At 71.3% G+C, this 23142-nt stretch carries 20 protein-coding genes and 1 pseudogene; 9 read left to right on the top strand and 12 right to left on the bottom strand.

The features are described from left to right. Nucleotides 1–479 precede the first annotated feature (479 nt). Nucleotides 480–1361 (top strand): alpha/beta hydrolase, encoded by an 882-nt coding sequence (locus tag WMI84_RS09035; protein WP_347352353.1) that lies wholly within the window; start codon nt 480–482, stop codon nt 1359–1361. On the opposite strand, the gene WMI84_RS09030 is transcribed toward WMI84_RS09035, so the two are convergent. The 5 genes from WMI84_RS09030 to WMI84_RS09010 all read right to left on the bottom strand — a co-directional run bounded on the left by WMI84_RS09030 (nt 1310) and on the right by WMI84_RS09010 (nt 6786). Then, nucleotides 1310–2104 (bottom strand): DUF1295 domain-containing protein, encoded by a 795-nt coding sequence (locus WMI84_RS09030; RefSeq protein WP_347352351.1) that lies wholly within the window; start codon nt 2102–2104, stop codon nt 1310–1312. The genes WMI84_RS09035 and WMI84_RS09030 overlap by 52 nt on opposite strands. Next, nucleotides 2101–3351: a cyclopropane-fatty-acyl-phospholipid synthase family protein gene (locus WMI84_RS09025; protein WP_347352349.1), complete on the bottom strand. Its 1251-nt coding sequence runs from the start codon at nt 3349–3351 to the stop codon at nt 2101–2103. Before WMI84_RS09025 ends, WMI84_RS09030 begins: the two co-directional genes overlap by 4 nt. Nucleotides 3352–3425: 74 nt before the next feature. Continuing rightward, the gene (locus WMI84_RS09020; RefSeq protein WP_347352347.1) at nt 3426–4676 is read right to left on the bottom strand and encodes a cyclopropane-fatty-acyl-phospholipid synthase family protein; all 1251 of its coding nucleotides are present in this window, start codon (nt 4674–4676) and stop codon (nt 3426–3428) included. A 2-nt stretch (nt 4677–4678) separates the two neighbouring features. Continuing rightward, on the bottom strand, nt 4679–5398 hold the full coding sequence (locus WMI84_RS09015) for a DUF1365 domain-containing protein (RefSeq protein WP_347352345.1): 720 nt from the start codon (nt 5396–5398) through the stop codon (nt 4679–4681). Between the two features lie 80 nt (nt 5399–5478). Continuing rightward, nucleotides 5479–6786 (bottom strand): FAD-dependent oxidoreductase, encoded by a 1308-nt coding sequence (locus tag WMI84_RS09010; RefSeq protein WP_347352343.1) that lies wholly within the window; start codon nt 6784–6786, stop codon nt 5479–5481. A gap of 126 nt (nt 6787–6912) precedes the next feature. Between WMI84_RS09010 and WMI84_RS09005 the strand changes: the two genes are divergently transcribed. The 3 genes and pseudogenes from WMI84_RS09005 to WMI84_RS08995 all read left to right on the top strand — a co-directional run. After that, nucleotides 6913–7815, top strand: coding sequence for a MerR family transcriptional regulator (locus WMI84_RS09005; RefSeq protein WP_347352341.1), 903 nt, complete (start codon nt 6913–6915; stop codon nt 7813–7815). After that, the gene (locus tag WMI84_RS09000; RefSeq protein WP_347352340.1) at nt 7812–8777 is read left to right on the top strand and encodes an NAD(P)H-binding protein; all 966 of its coding nucleotides are present in this window, start codon (nt 7812–7814) and stop codon (nt 8775–8777) included. The genes WMI84_RS09005 and WMI84_RS09000 overlap by 4 nt, the downstream gene beginning before the upstream one ends. Beyond that, nucleotides 8774–9418: pseudogene (locus WMI84_RS08995) on the top strand (CPBP family intramembrane glutamic endopeptidase); the annotation flags it as partial. The gene WMI84_RS09000 and the pseudogene WMI84_RS08995, both read left to right, overlap by 4 nt. On the opposite strand, the gene WMI84_RS08990 reads toward WMI84_RS08995, so the two are convergent. From WMI84_RS08990 to WMI84_RS08965, 6 genes are read right to left on the bottom strand one after another with little or no spacing between them, the layout of a single operon-like run. Next, nucleotides 9351–10919, bottom strand: a complete 1569-nt coding sequence (locus WMI84_RS08990) for a TIGR01777 family oxidoreductase (RefSeq protein ID WP_347352338.1) — start codon at nt 10917–10919, stop codon at nt 9351–9353. The pseudogene WMI84_RS08995 and the gene WMI84_RS08990 sit on opposite strands and share 68 nt — an antisense overlap. Nucleotides 10920–10946: 27 nt before the next feature. After that, a complete protein-coding gene (locus WMI84_RS08985; protein WP_347352336.1) occupies nt 10947–11414 on the bottom strand; it encodes a TspO/MBR family protein in 468 nt (155 codons plus the stop codon). 23 nt (nt 11415–11437) lie between these two features. Then, the gene (locus WMI84_RS08980) at nt 11438–12676 is read right to left on the bottom strand and encodes an NAD(P)/FAD-dependent oxidoreductase (protein WP_347352334.1); all 1239 of its coding nucleotides are present in this window, start codon (nt 12674–12676) and stop codon (nt 11438–11440) included. A 10-nt stretch (nt 12677–12686) separates the two neighbouring features. Then, nucleotides 12687–13652 carry an SDR family NAD(P)-dependent oxidoreductase gene (locus WMI84_RS08975; RefSeq protein ID WP_347352355.1) on the bottom strand — a complete coding sequence of 322 codons (966 nt, stop codon included), beginning with the start codon at nt 13650–13652 and terminating at the stop codon, nt 12687–12689. A 47-nt stretch (nt 13653–13699) separates the two neighbouring features. Continuing rightward, entirely contained in the window at nt 13700–14128 is a 429-nt protein-coding gene (locus WMI84_RS08970) for an SRPBCC family protein (protein WP_347352332.1), read from the bottom strand. A 40-nt stretch (nt 14129–14168) separates the two neighbouring features. Further along, nucleotides 14169–16199, bottom strand: a complete 2031-nt coding sequence (locus WMI84_RS08965; RefSeq protein WP_347352330.1) for an MMPL family transporter — start codon at nt 16197–16199, stop codon at nt 14169–14171. A 130-nt stretch (nt 16200–16329) separates the two neighbouring features. Between WMI84_RS08965 and WMI84_RS08960 the strand changes: the two genes are divergently transcribed. Both WMI84_RS08960 and WMI84_RS08955 read left to right on the top strand, forming a co-directional pair. After that, nucleotides 16330–16839 (top strand): MarR family winged helix-turn-helix transcriptional regulator, encoded by a 510-nt coding sequence (locus WMI84_RS08960; RefSeq protein ID WP_347352328.1) that lies wholly within the window; start codon nt 16330–16332, stop codon nt 16837–16839. Between the two features lie 36 nt (nt 16840–16875). Beyond that, on the top strand, nt 16876–17838 hold the full coding sequence (locus tag WMI84_RS08955; RefSeq protein ID WP_347352327.1) for a DICT sensory domain-containing protein: 963 nt from the start codon (nt 16876–16878) through the stop codon (nt 17836–17838). Nucleotides 17839–17872: 34 nt separating this feature from the next. On the opposite strand, the gene WMI84_RS08950 is transcribed toward WMI84_RS08955, so the two are convergent. Beyond that, complete coding sequence (locus tag WMI84_RS08950) at nt 17873–19255, bottom strand: deoxyribodipyrimidine photo-lyase (RefSeq protein WP_347352325.1); 1383 nt, start codon at nt 19253–19255, stop codon at nt 17873–17875. A 122-nt stretch (nt 19256–19377) separates the two neighbouring features. Here WMI84_RS08950 and WMI84_RS08945 point away from each other — a divergent pair, with 122 nt between their 5' ends. The 3 genes from WMI84_RS08945 to WMI84_RS08935 form a co-directional block, all read left to right on the top strand. Then, nucleotides 19378–21138, top strand: coding sequence for a ubiquinol-cytochrome c reductase cytochrome b subunit (locus WMI84_RS08945; RefSeq protein ID WP_347352323.1), 1761 nt, complete (start codon nt 19378–19380; stop codon nt 21136–21138). A 49-nt stretch (nt 21139–21187) separates the two neighbouring features. Continuing rightward, nucleotides 21188–21499: a DUF3040 domain-containing protein gene (locus WMI84_RS08940; RefSeq protein WP_347352321.1), complete on the top strand. Its 312-nt coding sequence runs from the start codon at nt 21188–21190 to the stop codon at nt 21497–21499. A gap of 450 nt (nt 21500–21949) precedes the next feature. After that, on the top strand, nt 21950–23142 hold a 1193-nt coding region (locus tag WMI84_RS08935; protein WP_347352320.1), incomplete at its 3' end, for a class I SAM-dependent DNA methyltransferase.

The following is a 23142-nucleotide window of genomic DNA, read 5'->3' as shown; positions in this document are numbered from 1 at the left end:
CTCGGAGATCCACGATCTCCGAGCCTGAGTTTGGTAGCGGGGGCAGGATTTGAACCTGCGACCTCCGGGTTATGAGCAGACACGGAGAGCGCTCAGCCGCCTCGGGGCGCGCCATGGTTGGTAGCCATGCCGCACGATCTTTGCCTTCGTGGCGCCTCCCTCGGCGCGCGTCTCATCGCATCCCCGTGAGTCTCGGTCAGAGATCTGGTCAGAAGGTCGACACCGCTCCTGCCACCATCCACCGGTGGTGCTCGCTCCGAACGAGCGGCATGAGCAAACCTGCCGTGCGAACGAGAAGGAGCACCGTGGCGGATGAGAAGCACTTCAGCCGCAGGACCGCGCTGGGTCTTCTCGCCGGCGCTGCCGGAGCCGGCCTCACGGGCTGCGCAGGTGGCGGTCACGCGGCCCCGCGGGCCCGACCGGGTCACACTCCGGCCAGATCAAGCAGCACGTCGGGAGTCCGCAGGACGAGAGTCCGGGTGCCCTACGGCTCGGACAGCTCGCAGTATGCCGACCTGCATCTGCCTGGTGGCAGACGTCGGCCAGGCACCGTGGTGATCATCCATGGTGGGTTCTGGCGCGCGGCATACACCGCCGACCTGGGCACACCGCTGGCCGCCGACCTGGCCGGGCGCGGCTGGGTCGCCTGGAACCTGGAATATCGACGTCTGGGGGACGGCGGCGGCGGGCCGGCGACGTTCCTGGATGTCGCCACGGGCGTCGACAAGCTGGCCGAGGTGGCCCGGGGAGGCGACCACGGCCCGATCGACACCTCGGCCGTGGTGGCCATCGGCCACTCGGCGGGCGGACAGCTCGCGGCATGGCTGGCCGGACGTGCTAGCACGACGGCGAGGTCAAGCGACCCGTCGCTGCCCCTCGCCGTCCCGCGGGTTGACCTGACCGGGGTCGTCTCCCAGGCCGGGGTGCTGGATCTGACCGTCGCCGGGCGCTCCGGCCTGGGAGGCACGGCGGTGCCGGACCTGCTCGGTGGGACCGCGGCCAAGGTGCCCGAGCGCTACCGGACGGCCGACCCGATCCGGCGCCTGCCGATCGGCGCGACCGTCCACTGCGTGCACAGCAAGGACGACACGACGGTCCCCTACGCCCAGAGCGCGGCCTACGTCGACGCGGCCACCGAGGCCGGCGACCGGGCCGTCCTGCACCCTGTCCAGGGCGACCACCTGACCCTCATCGACCCGTCATCGGCAGCCTGGGCGACCGTGGTCGCGCTGCTGCCTGATCTGCTCGGCCGCAGGGGCACCCGACCGGATCACGTCTCACGCGGGCGTTCTGGCGTCCACCGCCTGTCTCACGGCTGCCCCGGCGGCCAGGGCACGAAGCCGGAGGTCCGCGCCATATAGGCAGCGTAGCCGGGACGCTGGGACATGCTGCGTTCGAGCACGCGTTTCCCAGAGCCAAAGGCGAGCAGATAGACCATCACCGCCAGGCTGGGCAGGGTCAGCGGCCCGGGCCAGTGCCCGGCGGCGACCAGGAACAGGCCGGTCCAGACACACGCGTCGCCGAAGTAGTTGGGGTGGCGGGTGTAGCGCCACAGCCCGGTGTCCAGGACCGGCTCGCGGTCGGGGTCGGCCTTGTAGCGGTCGAGCTGTCGGTCGCCGACCGCCTCGAAACCGAGTCCGACGAGCCAGAGCGCGGCCCCGAGACAGTCGAGCACACCGAGCGGCGCGCGCTCGAGCATGCCCACCTGGACCGGCATCGACACGACGAACGCCAGAGCTCCCTGCAGGAGGTAGACACTGGCGATCGTGAAGACCAGACCGCGGCCGGCCAGGAGCTCGGCATACCTGGGGTCCTCCCCCGCGCCCCGGCTGCGCCGACCCAGGTGGACGGCCAGCCGCACTCCCCACAGCAGCGTCATGACCAGCAGCAGCCAGCGTCGGCCGCTGCCGCCGTCACCGGCCGAGCGCACGAAGGTGGTGACCGCGACGGCCACGAACAGCAGGCCCCACGCCGTGTCGACGACGCGGTGCCCGCCCGTGTGGCGGGCCCGGGCGAAGGTGACCGCGAGGACCACCACGATCGCCGCGGCGCTCCAGACCATTGAGCCGAGCAGCGCGCCGCCGGCGAAGCCGGTGTCGGTCATTCCCCGTGCCAGGTGGGGGTGGCGGGCAGACCCGAGTGACCCGAGGGGAGCGGCCGGGTGGCCAGCACCTGGTCCACGCCCATCCGACCCTGCTCGAAGGCCAGCGAACCGCCGGCCAGGTAGAGACGCCAGGCGCGCGCCCACTCCTGCCCGACAAGCCGGACCGCCTCGTCGTACCGGGACTCGTAGGCGGCGAGCCAGTCCGCAACGGTGCGGACGTAGTGCTCGCGCAGAGCGTGCACGTCGCGGACCTCGAAGCCGGCCGCCTCCAGGTGGCCCAGGGTCGCCGACAGGGGCCGCATGTGCATGTCGGGTGCGATGAACCGCTCGATGAACGCTCCACCTCCGGGAGCGGCATCGAGCCGCCTGGACATCTGCTGCATCAGGAGCCGTCCGCCGGGCTTCAGCGCGCCGAACATGGTGGCCGCGTAGGTGGGATAGTGGTCCTCGCCGACGTGTTCGCCCATCTCGATCGAGGCGACCGCGTCGACGTCCTGCTCGGTGAGGTCGCGGTAGTCCTGCAGCCGCAACTCGACCCGGCCGGCGAGGCCCCGCTCTGCGATCCGCTCGGTGACCAGCTCGACCTGGCTGGGCGAGATGGTGACGGCCACGACCTGCGCCCCGTAGTGCTCGGCAGCGTGCAGGGCCAAGGATCCCCAGCCACAGCCCACGTCCAGCAGACGCATGCCGGGCTCCAGCCCGAGCTTGCGGCAGACCAGGTCGAGCTTGGCCCGCTGAGCCTGCTCGAGGGTCGCGTCGGCATCGCCGTAGTAGGCGCACGAGTACGCCATGCTCGGATCGAGCTGGAGGGCGTAGAACTCGCTCGCCAGGTCGTAGTGGTGACCGATGGCTGCCCGGTCCCGGGCCGTGGTATGACGTCCACCGCGAAGCCGCGCCTGCGTCACCGGAGCCTTCGGCGGCGGGCCGAGGGCGCCGACCCTGGCCACGGTGCGCAACGCCCCCACCTTCTGTCGGGGAGTCAGCCGCACCGCGCCACCCGGGCCGCTCTGCGCCACGTGCCAGATCCGGCGCAGGCCGTCGGTCAGGTCGTCCACGCCGCCGGGCACGTCGATCTCCCCGGTGACATAGGCCTGCGCCAACCCGAGCTCGCCCGGGCGCCAGACTAGACGGCGCAAGGCCCGCCGCGACCGGATCAGCAGCAACGGAGCGGCTTTTGGTCCGACCTCGCTGCCGTCCCAGGCCCGGATCCGGACCGGTAGCGGGCCGCCTCCGAGCAGCGGCTGCACGACACCGACCAGGCGGCCGGCAACACCCCCACCACGGCCACCCCACGCCCTCAGGCCCTGGGTGCGACGACGCCTCAGGCCCATGACGGCCGCCTGGTCAGCTGGAGCTGGCTGACGCCGAGGTACTCGCTGCGAAAGCCCGCCTCGCAGTAGGCGAGGTAGAACTCCCACATCCGCCGGAAGGTCTCGTCGAAGCCCTGCCCCCGGACCTGCGGCCACTGCTGCAGGAAACGCTCCCGCCACAGGTGGAGGGTGCGAGCGTAGTGCGGCCCCAACTCTCGACTCCCGCTGACCCGCAACGTGGTGTGCGACCGAAGGTTCTGCTCGATGGCCGGCACGGACGGAATCAATCCCCCGGGGAAGATGTACTTCTGGATCCAGCCGAAGCTGTGCCGGGTCGCGAGCAGCCGGTCGTGGGCCATGGTGATGGTCTGGATGCCGATCGTCCCACCGGGGGCCAGCAGCCGGTCGAGGGCGGACAGGTAGGTGGGCCAGTAGGACTCGCCGACGGCCTCGATCATCTCCACGCTGACCACCGCGTCGAACCGCCCCTCGACCTCGCGGTAGTCCTGCAGCCGCAGGTCGACCCGGTCGGCCATCTCGGCCTCCCGGACCCGGGCACTGGCAAATCGTCGTTGCTCCTGCGACAACGTGATCGTCGTGACGTCTGCGCCGCGCTGTGCCGCGCGGACGGCCAGCGAGCCCCACCCGGTGCCGATCTCCAGCAGCCGGGTACCGGCGCGGACGTGCGCGAGGTCGAGCACGGCGTCGATCTTGCGCTGCTGGGCCCGCTCGAGCATCAGGTCACCGTCGGCGGAGGTGTCGTCGAACCATGCGCAGGAGTAGGTCATCGTCGGGTCGAGGAAGGAGGCGAACAGCTCGTTGCTCAGGTCGTAGTGCGCGGCGATGTTGCTGCGCGAACCCCCGATGCTGTTGTCCTGTTCTGCCGGCAGCCGTCGGTCCACGAGCCCGCGCAGCCGCTGCAGGGCCGGTGGCACGAGGCTGGTCAGCCGTGCGGCGAACGGGGTGAGCAGGTCGGCCAGGTCGGTGCCGGCGCCGGCCTTCCAGTCCCCGGCCATGTAGGCCTCGCCGAACCCGATCTTGGTGTCGCGGCCCAACCGGGCGAAGAACGCGTCCGGCCGCACCAGCTCAAGCACCGGCGTATTCGTCCCCGTGTCGCCATGGCTGCTCCCGTCGGGGTAGCGGACCTGGACGGGGACGAGCCGGATCGCCCGCTCGAAGATGCGTCGGGCCACGGTGGCGCTCAACGGCGCCCGGGGCGCCGTGGAAAGGCCTGGCCACATGGTCGCGGTGGAGGCACTCATGGTCATACCCCTTCCTGGGGATCGTGTCGGGGTCGAGGCTGGATGGGTAGGTGGCGCAGCCAGAGCCGGAGGCCGTGGAACCTGATGAGCGCCGAAACCCGCTGTGGCATCAGCGGATACCGCAGGACATATCGGATCAGGGCAGTACGGGTGGCCGGTTCGGGGTGACCGGCGAACGCGGCGCTGAAGACGCGTGAGCCCTCGTGGTGCAGCGTCACCGAGACCGCCACCCGGTCGTGGCCCAAGCTGAACTGCAATTGGTAGGAGCCGGTGACGTCGTAGAACGGGGAGACGTAGAAGCTCTTGTCGGTCGTGGCTCGGCCGTGGCGGTCGGGGCGCAGCAGGTAGGCATGGCGCTCCCCGTAGGTGTTGTGCACCTCGGCCACCACACAGGCCAGGTCACCCGAGCGGGTGAAGCACCAGTAGACCGTCAGCGGGTCGAAGACGTGACCGAGCACCCGCGCTCCCGCCAGCATCAGGATCTGGTTGCCGTCGCCGAGGTCGACGCCCTGGGTGGCAAGGAAGCGCTCCACCTTGGCCTTGATCCGCACCCCGTGGTCCGCGCCGTCACCGCCGCCGTGGCCGAAGTGGTCGTCGGCGTCGAACCGGGCGAGCAGGCGAAGGGTCCACGGCTGGCGCGGCACGTCGTCGAGGTCGACCAGCCACTGGTAGACCCGGTTGCGGAAGGAGTAGGGGACCGCTCCGAGCCGGTGGTGGCTCAACCTGCCTCCCACCAGCGCCGGCAGGTCCGGAATGGTCGTCGAGCCCGCGCCCGAGGGCCCCGCCGCAGTGGCCGGCCGGCTCACCAGTCCACCCCGAAGTGCCGTGCGGCCGCGACCCCGGAGCGACAGCCGTCCTCGTGGAAGCCCCAGCCGTGGTAGGCGCCCGCGTAGACGGTGCGCCCGGTCGCCAGCCCGGGCAGCCGGGACTGGGCACGCAGCGTGTCCGGGGTGTAGATCGGATGCTCGTAGGTCATCCGCGCCAGCACCGCACCCGGGTCGACCAGGCCGGGGTCGTTCAAGGTGACCAGATACTGGTCCGCCGCCTCCAGCCCCTGCAACCGGTTCATCCAGTACGACACGACCGGCGGCTCGTCCCGGGTGGCGCAGCCACTCATGCGGTAGTTCCACGACGCCCGTGCCCGCCGTGCCCGGGGCAGTACCGAGGCATCGGTGTGCAGGACGGTCTCGTTGCGGGAGTAGGCGAACTGCTTGAGGGTGGTGACCTCCGCGTCGCTCGGGTCGGCCAACAGGGCCAACGCCTGATCCGCGTGGGTCGCGAGAACCACGCGGTCGACCCGGGTGACCCTCCCGGAGACGTCACGCAGGTCCACGCCGTCGGCATGCCGGGTGACGTCGGTGACCGCGTGGGACCGGCGCACGTCCGACAGCCGGGCGGCCAGCCGCTCGACATACACCCGCGAGCCGCCGACCACCGTGTACCACTGGGGCGATCCGGTCACCGCCAGCATCCCGTGGTGGTCCAGGAACTCGAACAGGTAGCGCGCGGGATAGGTCAGCGACACCTCCCGGCCGGACGACCAGACGCAGGAGACCAGCGGCACCGCGTAGTGCGCGATGAAGTGGCCGGTGAAACCCTCCGCGGTCAGCCACTGGCCATACGTGCTGAAGTCGTCGGCGCGGGTGCGAAGGAAGGTGGCTGCCCGGCGGTGGAAGCGGCGCACCTGCCCCAGCAGCCGCGCGAACCGCGGGTCCAGCACGCGGCCCGGCTGCGCGAGGACCCCGCGGGCTCCGCGCCCCCCGGCATACTCCAGCCCGCACCCGTCGCACCGGATGCTCATGCTCATCTCGGTCGGACGCACCCGCACGTCGAGTTCCTCGAAGAGCTGGCGCAACCGGGGATAGGTCACGTCGTTGTGCACGATGAAGCCGCTGTCCACGGCGTGCCGCGCGCCCTGGGCGTCGCGCACGTCGTGGGTGTGAGCGTGGCCTCCGAGCCGCGGTTCGGCCTCGAACAGGACCACGTCATGGCGGCGGGACAGCAGGTGGGCAGCGGTCAGGCCGGAGACGCCGGACCCGACCACCGCGACCGAGCCAGCGCCGGACCGGCCGTCGTCTCGCCCCTGCGTCGGGTGCGCACGTGGACTCATGATCTCTCTCCTTCACCGCGCTCGCCGTGGGTCCCTACCGGTCTGGTCGGCTTGCGCCGCAGAGCAAGGTTAGGAACGGTGTCGAATGAATGTCAAATGTTCGTCGAAGTATCGTATAGTGACGTCATGAGTGCTTCGGAGCAGGGCGGGTTGCGGATTGGCGCCCTGAGCAGCCGCGTCGGGCTGTCCGCCCACACGCTGCGCGCGTGGGAGAGCCGGTATGGCGTCCTGGAACCCGTGCGGTCGGCCGGCGGCTACCGGCTCTACTCGCGCGCGGACGAGGCCAGGGTCGAGCGGATGAAGACGCTCGTGGCCGGCGGTCTGGCGCCCGCCCAGGCCGCCCAGGTGGTGCTGGCCGGCCCGCCGGGCGCCGCACCGATCGCGGTGCCCGAGCCGACGGCCGGCACTCGAGACCACGTCGGGGTCGAGGCGGTGATCGTGGACCTGCGGCGCGCCCTGGACGCCTTCGACGAGCCGGCCGCGCAAGGCGTGCTGGACCGCGCCCTCGACGACCTGTCGCTGAGCTTGGTACTGCGCGGCGTGGTCGTGCCCTACCTGGCCGATCTCGGCGATCGCTGGGAGCAGGGCACGGCCACGGTGGCCCAGGAGCACTTCGCCAGCAACGTCCTGCGCGGGCGGCTGGCCGGGCTGGCCCGTGGCTGGGGAGCCGGCAGGGGTCCGAGGGCCGTGCTGGCGTGTCCACCCGGTGAACTGCACGACCTGACGCTGCTGGTCTTCGGCATCGTCCTGGCCCGTCACGGTTGGGTCATCACCTACCTCGGGACGTCCACTCCGGTCGAGGAACTGGCCGGGGCGGTGGAGGCGACCTCACCGGCTCTGGTCGTCGTGGCGGGCACCGACCCTGCGCGGTTCGAGCAGGTGGCCGCCGAGTTCGCTGAGCTGGCAGGACGTAGCCCGCTCGCCCTGGCCGGTGCCGGCGCGACCGCCTCGTTGGCCCGACGGCTGGGGGCCAGGCTGCTCGACGGGGACCCGGTCACCCAGGCCGAGCTGGTCGGGGCGACACCATGAGGGTGCTGGTGGCGGGGGCCACGGGTTTCGTCGGTCGCCGGCTGTGCCGGGCGCTGGTGGACGCGGGCCACGAAGTGGTCGCGATGACCCGACACCCCGCCGACTACTCCGGACCGGGGGTGCCGGTCCACGGCGACGTCCACGCCCCCGACTCTCTTCCGGGGGCACTGAGCGGCGACGACGGGCGGCGAGGATGGAGCGGAGCGACCCTGCCGCCAAGGAGCGCGACCACGGGCAAGGGCAGGGCCGATGCCGCCTACTACCTGGTGCACTCGTTGGACGCGCCGGACTTCGCGCGCCGGGACGCCGCGGCCGCCCAAGCCTTCGGCGAGGCTGCCGGCGAGGCGGGAGTGCGTCGGATCGTGTACCTCGGCGGACTCGGTGACGACGCCGACGCCTTGTCCGCCCACCTGCGCAGCCGGCGCGCGGTCGAGGGACTCCTGGGCGCGGGAGGCGTGCCCGTGACCACCTTGCGGGCGGGGATCATCGTCGGCCACGGCGGCATCTCGTGGGAGCTGACCCGGCAGCTGGTCCAGCACCTTCCGGTGATGGTGACCCCGACCTGGGTGCGCACTCGCACCCAGCCGATCGCGATCGATGACGTGGTGCGCTACCTCGTGGCAGCTCTCACCCTGCCCCTGCAGGGGCCTCGGGCCTTCGAGATCGGTGGGCCCGAGGTCCTCCAGTACGTGACGATGCTGCGCCGGGTCGCCACCATCGAGCACCGTCCGCTGCTCGTCCTGCCGGTCCCGCTGCTCAGCCCGGGACTGTCCTCGTGGTGGCTGGCCCTGGTCACCGACGTGGACACCGCGACCGGGCGGGCCCTGGTCGACTCGATGACCAACGAGGTGGTCGTCCGGGACGACGCCATCCGCGCCCTGGTGCCGTTCGAGCCGATGTCCTACGACCAGGCCGTCCGGCAGGCCCTGCGGGAGCGCGCCCAGGAGGGAGACCGGGAGTGACGAGGCCGGCTCGACGGGGCCGTCGTGACCGGCGGGTGGCCGGTCTGCGTGACCGGTTGCCGCGTCCCCTGCTCGATCAGGCCCCGCGCCCCGCGCCCGAAACAGATCGGGTGCGCGCGTTCCGTCGGCAGACCGTGGGCGTGACCGGTCTTGGTGGGGCGGCGTTGCTGGCCACCTCGTTGTCCAGCCGGCCGGGGTCACGGCGTTTCCTGGTGCTCACCCTCACCACGGCAGCCACCTGGACGGTCGGCGCGTTGGCCTCGGGCCCGTTGCATCTGGGGTGGATCGAGGGACGCGACAGCCGGCTGCGTCGGCCGGTGGTCACGCCGGTCGCCACGGGAGCCGGCGCCTTCGGCCTGTTCTACCTCGCGGCCCTGCTGGCGAGGCACATCCCGATCCTCGACCGGGCGATCACCCGGGTCCTGTCCTACGCCGATGAGGGATCGACTCCAGGCGTCCTGTTGACCACGTGCGCCAACGGCCTGGCCGAGGAGCTGTTCTTCCGCGGTGCCCTCTACCAGGCCGTGCGGGAGGATCACCCCGTGGCCGTCTCCAGCGTTGCCTACGTGGCGGTCACGGCCACCACGCGCAACCCCGCGCTGACCCTCGCCGGTGCCGCCATGGGGGTGCTGTTCGGGCTCCAGCGCCGGGCCTCGGGCGGCGTGCAGGCGCCGATCCTGACCCACCTGACCTGGTCGGTGTTGATGCTCCGCCACCTGCCGCCCCTGTTCCGACGCCCGACCCGTCGGCGTCAACGGGCGTCCTGAGCAGCCGCTGACCGTATCCGGCTGCCCAGGGGCCGGTTTCCTTCCCCAGCACGTGTCGCAGGGCCGGCTCCAGCTCCGGGTGGCGGAAGACGTGTGCGGCCTCCTGCAGCCGGACCGGCATGACCCGCTGGCTGGCCAGCGCCAGCTCGTCGGCCCCCTCCGATCCCAGTAGCAGCTGCGGCCCCAGCCGCGGAATGGGCAGCATCGTCGGCCGACGCAGCACCGCGCCCAGCACCTGGGTGTAGTCGCGGTTGCGGACCGGGTCCGGTGCGACGGCGTTCACCGGTCCGGACAGGTCGTCGTCGAGTACCGCCCGCAGGTAGACGTCGGCCAGGTCGTCGATGCCGATCCACGAGAGCCACTGGTCACCCCCACCGAGCCGCCCGCCCAGGCCCGCCGCGAACAGGGGGTGGAGCAGCCGCAGGGTGCCGCCCGCGGGTGACTGCACGATGCCGGTCCGCACCTGCACCGTCCGTATGCCGTCCGCGGCCGCCGGCGCAGCCGCCGCCTCCCACTCCCGCACTACCTCGGCGAGGAAGTCCGAGCCCGGCTCGGCCCCCTCCTCGAGGACGACGTCTCCCCGGTCGGCGCCGTAGTAGCCGACCGCGGAGGCGGACACGAGGACGCGTGGTCCGTCGGGGGTGCGGGCCGCCAGCTCGGCCAGCGCCCGGGTCGGGCCCACCCGGCTGCCGCGAACGGCCGCCTTGTGGCCGTCGGTGAAACGTCCGGCGATCGGGACACCGGCCAGGTGCACCACGGCGTCGACGCCGCGCAGCAGGTCGGCGTCGGGATCCTGCGGGTTCCACTGCCGCTCACCGGAGTTGCTGGCCGGGCGCCGCACCAGCCTGATCACCTGGTGACCGGTCGTGCCGAGCAGCGCACACACCGCGGTGCCGACCAGCCCGCTGGCCCCGGTGACCGCCACCGTCAGGGTCTGCCTGCCCCAGGTCCTGGCCCGTGCGAGAGCGGCCAGATCGGCGGCCAGCTGCCGGTGCCGGTAGACGAACATCGATCGCAGAGCGACCTCGGGGACCGAAGTGCGGACCCGGTCGATGACGCGGGTGACGCCGTCGGACACCGGCTCGAACCGGTGCGTGTGCCGCCAGGACAGCACCGAGCCCAGCGGGGCACCGGTCAGCTGGTCGACGAACTGGCGCGGCGGGTCGTAGCCGTCGGGCCGGTGGGCGGCCGTCCAGCGCAGCCCGCTGGGCAGTCGCAGCACCGCGGTCCCGTCGCGCACCGACGATGCCTCCTGCAGGACGCGGACCGGCTGCCACGGCGGCGTGAGCCGGTGGATGGCACCGGGCCGCTCGTGCCAGGCGAAGACCTCCTCGACCGGAGCGGGAACCTCACTGCTGTGCTCGAAGTCGGTCATGGTACCTCTCGTCGTCGTGGTCGTGTGTCATGTCGATCGCGGCACCGGGCCACCTCGGGACCGGCGCACGATCTCGAGGTTGAGTGCGGTCGCGAAGGCGACCCAGCCGGCGTACGGGAGCAGCAGCAGTGCGGCCGGCCGGTCGACCTGTCGGGTGAGTCTGATCAGGTCGAGCGTCGAGGCCTCGAGCAGCGTGGTGTCGATGAGCGCCACGTCAGGGCGGCGAGCGGTGAAGAACAGCCAGCTCCAGCCGGTGTTCAGGGCGAGGTTGACAACCCAACACCCTTTCAGCCGTCGTCGATCCGCGCCGGCCGAACGGGTCAGCGCTCGGTCGGCGGAGATGGCGCCGAGGGTGTAGAGCGTGGTCCAGGCCGGCGCGAAGACCCAGCCCGGCGGCTGCCACGCTGGTGTGTCCAGCTCGCGGTACCACCGCGTGCTCACCCGGGTGCCCAGCGACCCGAGCAGGGCGGCGCTCAGGGCAGATCCCGCCGTCACGAGGTGAGTTCGTCGGTCGGGTCTCATCTGGTCCCGATCTCCTCGGGACCACCTGCCGTCTCGCCGAGGTCGGTGAGGATCGCCTGCGCGGTGCGCCGGCCGGAGACCAGGGCGCCCTGGATCGAGCTGGTGTCACGGTGGTCGCCGCAGACGTAGCAGCCGCCCCACCTGATGGTGCGCCGGAAGGGGTGGGGAGCCGGCATGGCCGGCAGGGCGCGCGGCAGGTCGTAGGTGGCCAGGTGCTCCCAGTCGGAGGTGCTGGTGCCGTAGAGCTGCGCGAGCCGCCGTCGCACGTCCGGCTCCGGCGGCGGCTCCCCCGAGCCGTGCACCCACGAGCTCGCCACGAGGGCACGGTGGTCCGGCGAGTACGACGGTGCCGCGCAAGTCGGCACCACGGTGTTGTCGACCGGTGACCGTTCGGGGTCGACCACGAGCGTGGCCGTGGACAACGGCGGTTCGGGCGCGACGTGGTACCAGGTCGTCACGCCCTTCCAGGATGGCTCGCGCAGGCCGGGCAGCAGCCCGGCGGCGGTGCTCGCGTCGGTGGCCACCACCACGGCTCGCGCGGTCAGGCGCCCGTCGCCGGTGACCACCCGGGTGCCGGTCACCTGCCGCACCCGGGTCTCCAACGTCACCTCGAGGCCGTCGGCGAGTTGCTCTGGGAGTCGTTGCATCCCACCCGCGGGCACTGCCGACCAGCCGGTCACGAAGGTCCGCAGCATGAGGTCGGTGAACCGGCTGGAGGTGCTCATCTCGCGCTCCAGCAGCAGCCCGGCGAAGAAGGGGGCAAGGACGCGATCGATCACCTCGTCGGACAGACCCCACCGGTGCCAGTGGGACCGCGTGGCCTGGTCGGTGCGGCCCTTGAGCCACGACGCCGGCGCGTAGCCGCAGCTGGTGGCGTAGGCCGCGAGCGGCGCCAGGTCGCGCAGCCCACCGACCGGCGCCTGCAGCGCGTCCACCACGGCCGTGGGGCGGCGGCGGGGGTCGTCCAGTCGCCAGAGCGTGCCGTCCAGGTGAACCAGTGCCGCCCGCTCGAACCGGCGGGGCTGCAGCGCTGGCACGTCGAGCTGGCGCGGCAACTCGGGGTATGCCGTGCTGAAGACCTGGAAGCCGCGGTCCAGCTGGAACCCGTCGACGCGGTCGGTGCGGATCCTGCCGCCGACTGCGTCGGAGGCCTCGAGCAGCCGGACGCGCAGACCACTGCGCGCCAGGGTTCGGCCGCAGCTCAGCCCGGCCAGGCCCGCGCCGACGACTGCCACATCTACCTGCTCAACCATCTGCACCACACCATTCCGTCGCCGTGTCAGGCAGGCCGAGCGACAGGGCGCACCAGGACCACATGGACGCACGGGCCGCCGGGGTCTCCCGCGTCCAGGGCGCCAGGTGCTCGGGCCGCGGGCGGCGATCGTGCCACAGCCGGCCGGTCGGTGGCGTCGGTTCGGTGGCGGCCAGCCACACCGTGGTATCCGCACCATCGGCGACGTCCCGCAGGATCGGCCCGGCGAGTCGTCCGAACCCGGGCAGCGAGGACGCTACGCCGGGCGTGTCCGCCCAGCCGGGATGCATGGCGCACACCGTGACCCGGGCGGGCGCCCACCTCTGCGCGAGGATCGGCAGCAGGGACACCTGCACCCGCTTGGACCGCGCATAAGCGCTGGCACTGCGGTAGGAACCCTTCAGGTACTCTGGATCGCCCACCGGCAGGCGCTGGGCGTACATGCCGCCGGAGGTCACGAACACCACTCGGCTGCTCTCAGCGGCAGCGAGCGTCGATCGCAACAGCTCGGTCATCAGCACCGGGCCCAACACATGCGTGGCGAGCGACAGCTCGTGGCCCTGCTTCGACTGGGTACGCTGGGCCGGCATCACCCCGGCGTTGTGCACCAGGACGTCGAGCCGGCCCACCTCGGCCGCGAACTCCGCCGTGAACCGCCGTACGTCGATCAGGTCGGACACGTCGCACCGCCACACCCGCAGCTCGGCGCCAGGACAGCGCCTGCGCAGCGAATCTCGCACCCTGGCGCCCTTGTCCGGGTCGCGGACCACCAGATGGACGGCCGCACCCAGGGCCGCCAGGCCGACGCAGGTCTGCTCCCCCAGCCCAGACGTCGCGCCGGTGACGACCACCTGCCTGCCGCCCAGCGCTCCCAGTACCGGGTCGGCCGGCCAGCCAGGCAACCGCCGTCGGACCGAAATGCCCAGCCGTGAGTAGCCGGCGACCAGGCTGCGGTCCATGACGGTGTCGACCCATCGCGCCCCGACCCGGCCTACTCCTGCGGGCATCACAGCGCCTCCAGGACCGACCGCAGGCCGGCCTCGGCCTGGTCGCCGAGGCGGCTGAACGCGGGTCGCAGCAGCCACGCGGCATACTTCAGTGGGCCCGAGAAGGTGAACAGCGCGTCATACGTGACGCTCGTGCCCGACCCGACGGCCCGAAACGTCATGGTGTCCCGCGCGGACGTGGTCCTGGTCCGCGCCTCGGCGGTGAACTGGCGGCCAGGGATCAGCGCGGTCACGGTGTAGACCAAGGGGATCCGGCGGCCGGCGAAGATGGAGACCACCGCGTAGGTCGTGCCGATGCCACCGTCGCCGCGGCTGCGCCGCGCCTGCTCGGTGCCCGGGTCCCACTGCGCGACATGGGTGAAGTCGGTGAGGTAGGCGAACACCCGCTCGAGGGGCCGGTCCACCACCACGGTGCGACACACCCGCATCAGTCACCACCCCTTTGCTCGCTTTCCCACTGCATCACACTCACTCCTTGCTCGCGAGCCGACTGGGCCACCAGACCCGGGATCCGAGATCGTGCACCAGCGCGGGCACCAGCAACGACCGGACGACGACGGTGTCCAGCAGGACGCCGAAGGCGACGATGAAGGCGATCTGGGCCAGGAACAGCAGCGGGATGACGGACAGCGCGGCGAAGGTGGCGGCCAGCACGACGCCGGCCGAGGTGATCACTCCCCCGGTGACCGCCAGGCCGCGCAGCACACCGTCCCGGGTGCCGTGTCGCCCGCTCTCCTCCCGCACCCGAGACATCAGGAAGATGTTGTAGTCGACCCCGAGCGCGACGAGGAAGACGAAGCCGAACAGCGGGACCGAGGGATCCGCGCCGGCGAACCCGAACAGGTGGTTGAAGACCAGCGCAGACACCCCGAGGGTGGCGGCAAAGCTGAGGACCACCGTGACCAGGAGCAGCAGGGGCGCGAGCAGTGCGCGCAGCAGCAGCGCCAGCAGCACGAAGATGACCACGAGCACGATCGGGATGACCAGGTTGCGGTCGTGCTCGGCGGTGGTGCGCGTGTCCAGGGTCGTGGCCGTGCTGCCGCCCACCCTGGCCCCGGGGACCGCGTCATGGACCGTGTCGCGCAGCGCCCGCACGGTGTCGATCGCGCGCTCGCTGTCCGGCGGCGCCTCCAGCGTGGCCTGCACCTGGGCGAGCCCGTCCACGCTCGCCGGCTCCTGGCCCGGCTTCACCGGACCGCCGGTCGGCCCGACGGGGCGCGCCTGGCTGACGCCAGGGACCTGCTTGGCGGCGGCGACCGTCTCCGTGACCCGGTCGGCGGGGCCGATGATGACCGCCGGACTGCCGGTGCCTGCCGGGAAGTGCCGTGCCGCGACCTGCTGTCCGGTCACCGACGGGACCTGGTGCAGGAAGAGTGCGTCCTGGGACGTGCCGCCGGCCTGAAGGGTCGGGACGAACGCGGCCAGCACCACCAGACCGGCGCCCGTCCCCACCCACAGCGCGCGAGGGCGCCGGCCCACGAACCGGGCGACCGCGCCCCAGACCCCGGTACGTTCCGGGTGGGGCGAGCCGAACCGCGGTCGCCTCGGCCAGAACGCGGCGCGCCCCAGCAGCACCAGCACCGCGGGCAGGAAGGTCAGCGTCGACAGCAGCGCGCCGAGGATGCCCAGGGCACCCACCGGACCGAGGCTGCTGGTCGAGTTCAGATCGGACAGCAACAGGCACAACAGCCCTGCCATCACGGTCAGTCCGGACGCCAGCACCGTGGGCACCGACTGCCGCCACGCGACCGCCATCGCGTCGAACCGCGACTCGTGCTCGCGCAGCTCCTCTCGATACCGGGAGGTCAGCAGCAGGGCATAGTCGGTGGCCGCGCCCACGACCAGGATGAACAGGATGCCCTGGCTCTGGCCGTTGAGGGTGATCAGGTCGCGGTCGGCCAGCAGGTAGACCAGGCCGCTGGCCACCGCGAGCGCGAACAGCGAGCTGATCAGCACCGCGAACGGCAGGACCGGGCTGCGGTAGACCAGGACCAGGATGACCAGCACCACCAGCACTGCGACCAGCAACAGGATCCCGTCGATGCCGGCGAAGGCCGCGGTCAGGTCGGCGGTGAACCCGGCCGGACCCGTCACGTAGCCGCGCGCGCCCTCGGGCAGGCCCGCGCTCACGCGGGCGCGCACCCGGTCCACCACCCCGGCCACGTCGGAGTCGGCCCTGATCGGCACGATGAGCTCGAGCGCCTTCCCGTCCCGGGAGGGGACCGGGCCGGCTACCGGAGCGGCCACCCCGTCGAAACCGGCGATGGCGTCGGCGTCGGCGCGGACTCGCTGGGTGACTGCCGCGTCCAGGCCGGACGGGTCGGCATACACCACGACCGCCGGCACGGTCTGCTGGTCGTTGAACTTCTTCTGCAGCCTCGCGACCTGGGTGGCCTCGGCGCTGGCGGGCAGGAACGCCGCGGCGTCGTTGGTCTGGACGGTGCTCAGCTTGCCTGCCAGCGGCCCGGTGACGCCACCGACCAGGAGCCAGACCGCCACGAGGACGGCGGGCGGGGCCCACCGAAACCGTGTGGTCCGTCGATGACTTCCCCTCGAGTTCCACATGGCTAGGCAGTCTAGGAGGTTTCCCTAGAATGTCTAGTGATAGGTGGTGGATAGCATGGCCGCGATGAACGAGTCGTCGACGTCGGACCTCCACGAAGCGCACTACCTGATCGGTCAGGCACTGCGGGCGCTGCTCGGTCTGGCACCGGACGTGCACGCCGTGCTCGCGCGGCGCGTCGGGGTCGGCATCACCGACCTGACGGCGCTGGACCGGCTCACCTCCAGCGAGCAGCCGATGGGGGTCGTCGAGCTCGGCGACAGCCTGGGCATCCGCTCCGCCTCGGCGACCGTCCTGGTCGACCGGCTGGTCGCCGCGGGCCACCTGCAGCGGGCGCCACACCCGACCGACGGGCGCCGCCGGATCGTGCGAGCGACCGGGAGCGCCCACGACGACATGATGGATGCGCTGCGTCCGCTGATCGCCGGCATCAACCGGGTCACCGAGCAGCTCGACGCCGACACCAGCCGCGCCGTGCTGGCCTACCTGAACGACGTCTGCGCGGTCCTGCGCGACTTCGCCCAGACTCCCGGGCAGACCGGGCCCGCGTCGGCTCCCGCCGAGGGGCCGACCTGACCGCGCCTTCATCCGTTCCTGGCGGACAGCTCGACCGTGGCCCGGCCACCCCTCCGGGCGATCTCGTGCGACCCGCACTGCTCGGTCGAGGTGGAACACTGGGCGGAACAGCCATCGAGGGGTCGCGGAGCCGAGGAGCGCAGCATCAACGAGCAAGGTGAAGCGGGACTGTCGATCGGCGAGCTGTCTCGACGGACCGGGGTGCCGTCTGCCACGTTGCGCACCTGGGAGGCGCGTTACGGCGCGCCGGCCCCTCTTCGCCGGGAGGGGCGGCACCGGCGGTATGCCGAGCGGGATGTCGCCCTGGTCGAGGAGATCCTGCGCCGGCGAGATGCAGGGCTGGGCCTGGCCGCCGCGTTCCGCCTCACGACGAACTCCGAGGATGCTCCTGAACCCTCCGTTTTCGCCGGACTGCGCCGTCGCCACCCCGGCCTGCGGCCGCAGGTGCTGCGCAAGCCCACCCTGCTGGCCCTGACCCGCGCCATGGAGGACGAGTGTTGCGCCCGGGCGCAGCAACCGGTGCTGTTCGCGAGCTTTCAGCGGGAGCGCTTCTACCGCGCCTCGGCTGCTCGGTGGCAGGAGCTGGCGCGGACCGCGCGAGCGGTGGTGGTGTTCGCCGACTTTGCCCGACCGAGCGCGCGCGGGGTGGTGCCGCTCGAGGTGCCGGTGCCCGCCGATGCCCCGATGCGCCGCGAATGGGCCCTGGTCTGCGACGCGCCGGACCACCCGGCGGCGCTGACCGGGTGGGAGGTCCCAGCCGAGGGTGGTATCGCGGACTCGCAGCGCCGGTTCGAGACCGTGTGGACCATCGATCCAGCGGCGGTCCGGGATGCATCACGAATCGCGGCGCGGCTCGCCGATCGATACGCGCCGGGACAGGCCGGGGAGCTGGAGCAGCACTTGGCGGGCAGTCCCGGACCGGCGTCCCGCGACGTGGTCCGCGCCGAGGGGCTGTTCGACAGGATGCTGGGCTACCTGGAGAGCGCGCGTCCCGGCTGAACCGGGCCGCCGTCACGAGCCGCCGACCCAGGGATCAGGGCTTGCCGTGCTGGTAGCGCCGCAGCGCCTCCCGGCGCTCCTCGGCGTGGTCGACGATGCGCCTCGGGTAGCCGTGGTCGTAGCCGCCGGTCGCCTGCCAGGGCCGGTGGACCGCCGCGCCGGCCAGGTGGCGCAGCTGCGGCACCCATCGGCGGACGTAGTCGCCGTCGGGGTCGAAGCGCTCGCCCTGGGCCGTCGGGTTGAAGACCCGGAAGTAGGGCGCGGCGTCGGTGCCGGTGCCCGCCACCCACTGCCACCCGTGGTTGTTGGACGCCAAGTCACCGTCGATGAGGTGCGCCAGAAAGTGCCGAGCCCCCACCGGCCACCACACGTGCAGGTCCTTGGTCAGGAAGCTCGCGGTCACCATCCGGACCCGGTTGTGCATCCACCCCGTCTCGAGCAGCTGGCGCATCCCCGCATCCACCAGCGGGTAACCGGTCCGCCCCTCGCGCCAGGCGTCGATCGCGTCCTGCGGCTCGTCGTAGCGCATCCCGGACAGCGAGTCGCGCAGGTCGGTCCACGCAGACCTCGGCTGGTGCCACAGGACGTCGGCGTAGAACTCGCGCCACGCCAGCTCGTTCACGATTCGCTCGGCGCCTGCGCCGCGCTGCGCCAGACGCGGCGCGAGGTCGGCCAGGAGCGTGCGTGGGTGGACGACACCCAGCTTGAGGTAGGGCGAGAGCCGTGAGGTCCCCTCCCGGTCCAGCCGGTCTCGTTCGGTGTCGTATGCCGTGACCCCCGTCTCGAGGAATCTCTCCCACGTGCCCCGGCCGCCGGCCTCCCCGGGCACCGGGAGTCCGGACGCCTCGGGACTGCGTGCCGCCTGGTCGACCATGCTGGCGGCCTGGGGGTCGCTGTCGACGGACGACCACCGCACGGCCTCCGGCGCTTGGTCCGGGGCTGGCCAGCCGTGCTCGCGCCACGCCCGCGCGAAGGGGGTGAAGACGCGGTAGGGCTCTCCGTCGACCTTGCGCACGAGGCCGGGCCCGACGGCATACGGCGTCCCGGTCGCGACGAACTCGACGCCCTGCTTCGTCACGGCTCGCTCGACGTGCCGATCGCGCCGCCGGCCGTAGGGCGTGCTCTCGGCGGAGACGTGGACCGACGAGGCGCCGACCTCCCTCGCGAGGTCGGGGACCACACGACGGGGATCTCCGAGACGCAGAACCAGCCGCCCGTCGTACGCCTCGTTCGTGGCTGTCAAGGTGGCCGCCAGCCATGCACGCCGCGGCCCACCCGCCGAGTCCCACAGGCGGGGGTCCACGACGAAGACGGGCAGCACCCCCGCCGATCCGGCAGCCGCGCCCGCGGCGGTCAGCGCCGGCAGGTCATGTCGCCGCAGGTCCCTGCGCAGCCACAGGATGCTCGGGCCGGTCATGACATCACGCTCCATTGACATGGTTTCACAATGAGTAGATTATGGTATTCACAATGAAGATATAGCCAGATCGAGGGACCGGTACCACCCGAAGAGGTGAGCCGGGCAGGCGGGAGGCGCCGATGGGCACCTCGAGCATTCCGAAGGACGCGGCTGGACTGCGCGCCGACGATCCTGCGCCCCGGGCCCCCACCAGCGGCCCGGCCACCACCCTCGGCGGCGTGGCCGGCTGGTTCGACGACCGCACCGGCGGCGCCAAGGGCGTGCGCCACCTGGTGCAGAAGGTCTTCCCGGACCACTGGTCGTTCATGCTGGGCGAGATCGCGATGTACTCGCTGATCATCCTGCTGGTCACCGGCACCTTCTTGTCGTTCTGGTTCGTGCCCAGCATGAACGAGGTCATCTACCACGGGTCCTACGCGCCGTTGCAGGACATCCAGATGAGCGAGGCCTACCGCTCCACGCTGCACATCTCGTTCGACATCCGCGGCGGTCTGCTGATCCGGCAGATCCACCACTGGTCCGCGCTGCTGTTCCTGGTCTCGATCACGGTGCACATGTTCCGGGTCTTCTTCACCGGCGCGTTCCGCAAGCCCCGCGAAATCAACTGGGTCATCGGCGTCAGCCTGGCCTTCATGGCCACCATGGAGGGGTTCGCCGGCTACTCCCTGCCGGACGACCTGCTGTCCGGCACCGGCCTGCGGGTGGCCGAGGGCTTCATGCAGTCCATCCCGGTGATCGGCAGCTACGTCCCGTTCCTGCTGTTCGGCGGGCCGTTCCCAGGTGAGGACATCGTCCCGCGGCTGTACATGATCCACATCCTGTTGCTGCCCGCGTTGATCGTCGGCCTGTTCACGGCGCACATCCTGCTCGTGTTCATCCACAAGCACACGCAGTACCCCGGCCCGGGCCGGACCGAACACAACGTGGTCGGCTACCCGTTCATGCCGGTCTACACCGCCAAGGCCGGTGGCTTCTTCTTCATCGTGTTCGGGGTGACCGCGCTGCTCGCGGCGCTGGTGACAATCAACCCGATCTGGTCCTACGGCCCCTACTCCCCAACCCAGATCAGCGCCGGCTCGCAGCCCGACTGGTACATGTTCTTCGCCGACGGGGCGCTCCGGCTGATGCCGCCCCTCGAGTTCGCCGTCTGGGGCATCACCCTCAGCATCAACCCCCTGCTGCCGGGCATCCTGCTGCTGGGGATCCTGTTCACCATCGCCGGGGTCTACCCGTTCCTCGAACGGCACGTCACCGGTGACCACCGCGAGCACCACCTGCTGGACCGCCCCCGCAACGCCCCGACCCGCACCGGGCTGGGTGCGATGGCCATCACCTTCTACGCCCTGCTCATGCTCGGCTCCAGCAACGACATCATCGCGGACAAGGTCCAACTGTCGATCAACGACATCACCAACCTACTGCGTTGCCTGGTGATCGTCGGTCCACCGATCGCGTTCTGGGTGACCAAGCGGGTGTGCCTGAGCCTGCAGCGCCGCGACCGCGAGCTCGTGCTCCACGGGCGCGAGACCGGGCGGATCGTGCGCACCGCCGAGGGCAGGTTCTTCGAGGCCCACGAGCCGTTGGACGAGTACTCCCGCTGGCCGCTCGTGCAGCACGAGGTGCAGCAACCGATCGCCCTCGACGGCCCGGTGGACAGCAACGGTGTGCACCGCCCCGGCGGCGCCAAGGAGAAGGTTCGGGCCCGCCTGTCGCACTTCTACTTCAGCGACCGGATCGAGGCCGTCACCCCGGCCGAGCTGGCAGCTGTGCACCACGACGGTGCACCCCCGGCCATCGACGACGCCGGACAGCCCACCCGCCACGCGCTGGCCGGAGCGACCGCGGACAGCCACGACCACCGCCACACGGACCGGAGCTGACCGAGCCTGCGAGCGCCTGTCACGACGCCGCTCACCCCGAGGACCCGCCATGTCACTGTCTGAACGCGAAGAACGTCTGCTGACGCAGATGGAACGTGAATTGCGCGCTGAGGACCCGCGGTTCACAGCGCGAATGGACGACTCGATCTCCCGCCGCCGGCGACGCCGCCGCATCAGATCCGGGGCCATCGTGATCACCGCGGGACTGATCCTGATCCTACTCAGCGTGTGGCACAACACCATCTGGCCCGGCACGCTGGGAATCCTGACCATGCTCGCCGGCGCCGGCTGGGCCACCGGCCCGCTCTTCCCGCGACCAGCGGCGGGAAGGGGGCGCCGCGGGCACCCGGGCCCCACGTGACGGCTGCATGGTGAGGCGCTGTACCGGACAACGCCGAATTCGATGTGCGCGCCGCCGTCGAAGCCAAGCCAGAAGCACGGTGACCGGGGTCTTGACACGGTCAGGCTCCTGGAGGGATCGCTTGCGGTTTTGTCTGTCCCGGGGCGTGCTGCTGTTCGTGGTTCCGCTGGCCGCGAGTGATCCCGAATGGCCTCGATTGGCCTCGATTCGCCAGGAGATGTTGCACGAACTCTCGATGTCAAGAAGTCGAGGCCACGCCAGAAGGGTCTCCTCGACACGAGCTCAGCGAGTCGAGCGCCAGGAGAACTCCGTACGGTCACGCCCGGGCCTGCGGCCCTCTGCATCGACCGCATGTCAGTGCTGCATGTCAGGCTTCTGGGCTGTCCATGAGGGCGGTGGGAAGTGGGACTCGTCCCGGCTGGGAGGACTGGCATGGATACCCTGACTCGCGTGATCACGGGTGAGCTCAAGAGCAAGATCGACCGCGTCTGGGACGCCTTCTGGTCGGGCGGCATCAGCAACCCCCTGGAGGTGATCGAGCAGATCACCAACCTGCTGTTCATCCGCCGGCTGGACGACCTGCAGACCCTCCAGGAGAACAGGGCCAGACGCACCAAGCAGCCCGTGACCGACCCGACCTTCCTGCCTGGCCAGGAGGACTTGCGCTGGTCGCGGTTCAAAAACGACGACCCGGCGGTGATGTTCAAGGTCATCGGTGACGAGGTCTTCCCGCTGCTGCGCAAGCTCGGCGGTGAGAGCTCCACCTACTCCGAGCACATGAAGGACGCCCGCTTCACCATCCCGACCCCGGCGCTGCTGGCCAAGGTGGTCGACCTGCTCGACGACGTCCCGATGCAGGACCGCGACACCAACGGCGACCTGTACGAATACATGCTGAGCAAGATCGCCTCAGCCGGGCAGAACGGCCAGTTCCGCACCCCGCGGCACATCATCCAGCTCATGGTCGCCATGCGTGCGCCGACGCCGGACGACGAGATCTGCGACCCGGCGTGCGGCACGGCCGGATTCCTGGTCGCGGCGTCGGAGCACCTGCGTGACACCCACCCGAGCGTGCTGACCGACGCCACCCAGCGGGACCACTTCCACCACTCGATGTTCCACGGCTTCGACTTCGACTCGACCATGTTGCGGATCGGCAGCATGAACATGCTCATGCACGGCATCGAGGCGCCCGACATCCGCTACCGCGACTCGCTCTCCGAGGGCGCCGCCACCGACGAGGAGCGCTACTCGCTGGTGCTGGCCAACCCGCCGTTCGCCGGCAGCCTCGACTACGAGCAGACCAGCAAGGCCTTGCTCAAGGACGTCAAGACCAAGAAGACCGAGCTGCTCTTCCTCGCCCTCTTCCTGCGACTGCTCAAGCCCGGCGGCCAGGCCGCGGTGATCGTGCCCGACGGCGTGCTCTTCGGCTCGAGCAAGGCACACAAGTCGCTGCGCCAGCGGCTGGTCGAGGAACAGAAGCTCGAAGCGGTCGTCAAGCTGCCCGCCGGCGCCTTCAAGCCGTATGCCGGGGTATCGACCGCCATCCTGTTCTTCACCCGCACCGACTCCGGCGGCACGGAAGACGTGTGGTTCTACGACATCCGGGCCGACGGGTGGAGCCTGGACGACAAGCGGTCGCC

This window comes from Intrasporangium sp. (genome assembly GCF_039812505.1).
In the GTDB taxonomy this organism is placed as follows: domain Bacteria; phylum Actinomycetota; class Actinomycetes; order Actinomycetales; family Dermatophilaceae; genus Intrasporangium_A.
This window is presented reverse-complemented; position numbering and strand designations above follow the sequence as displayed.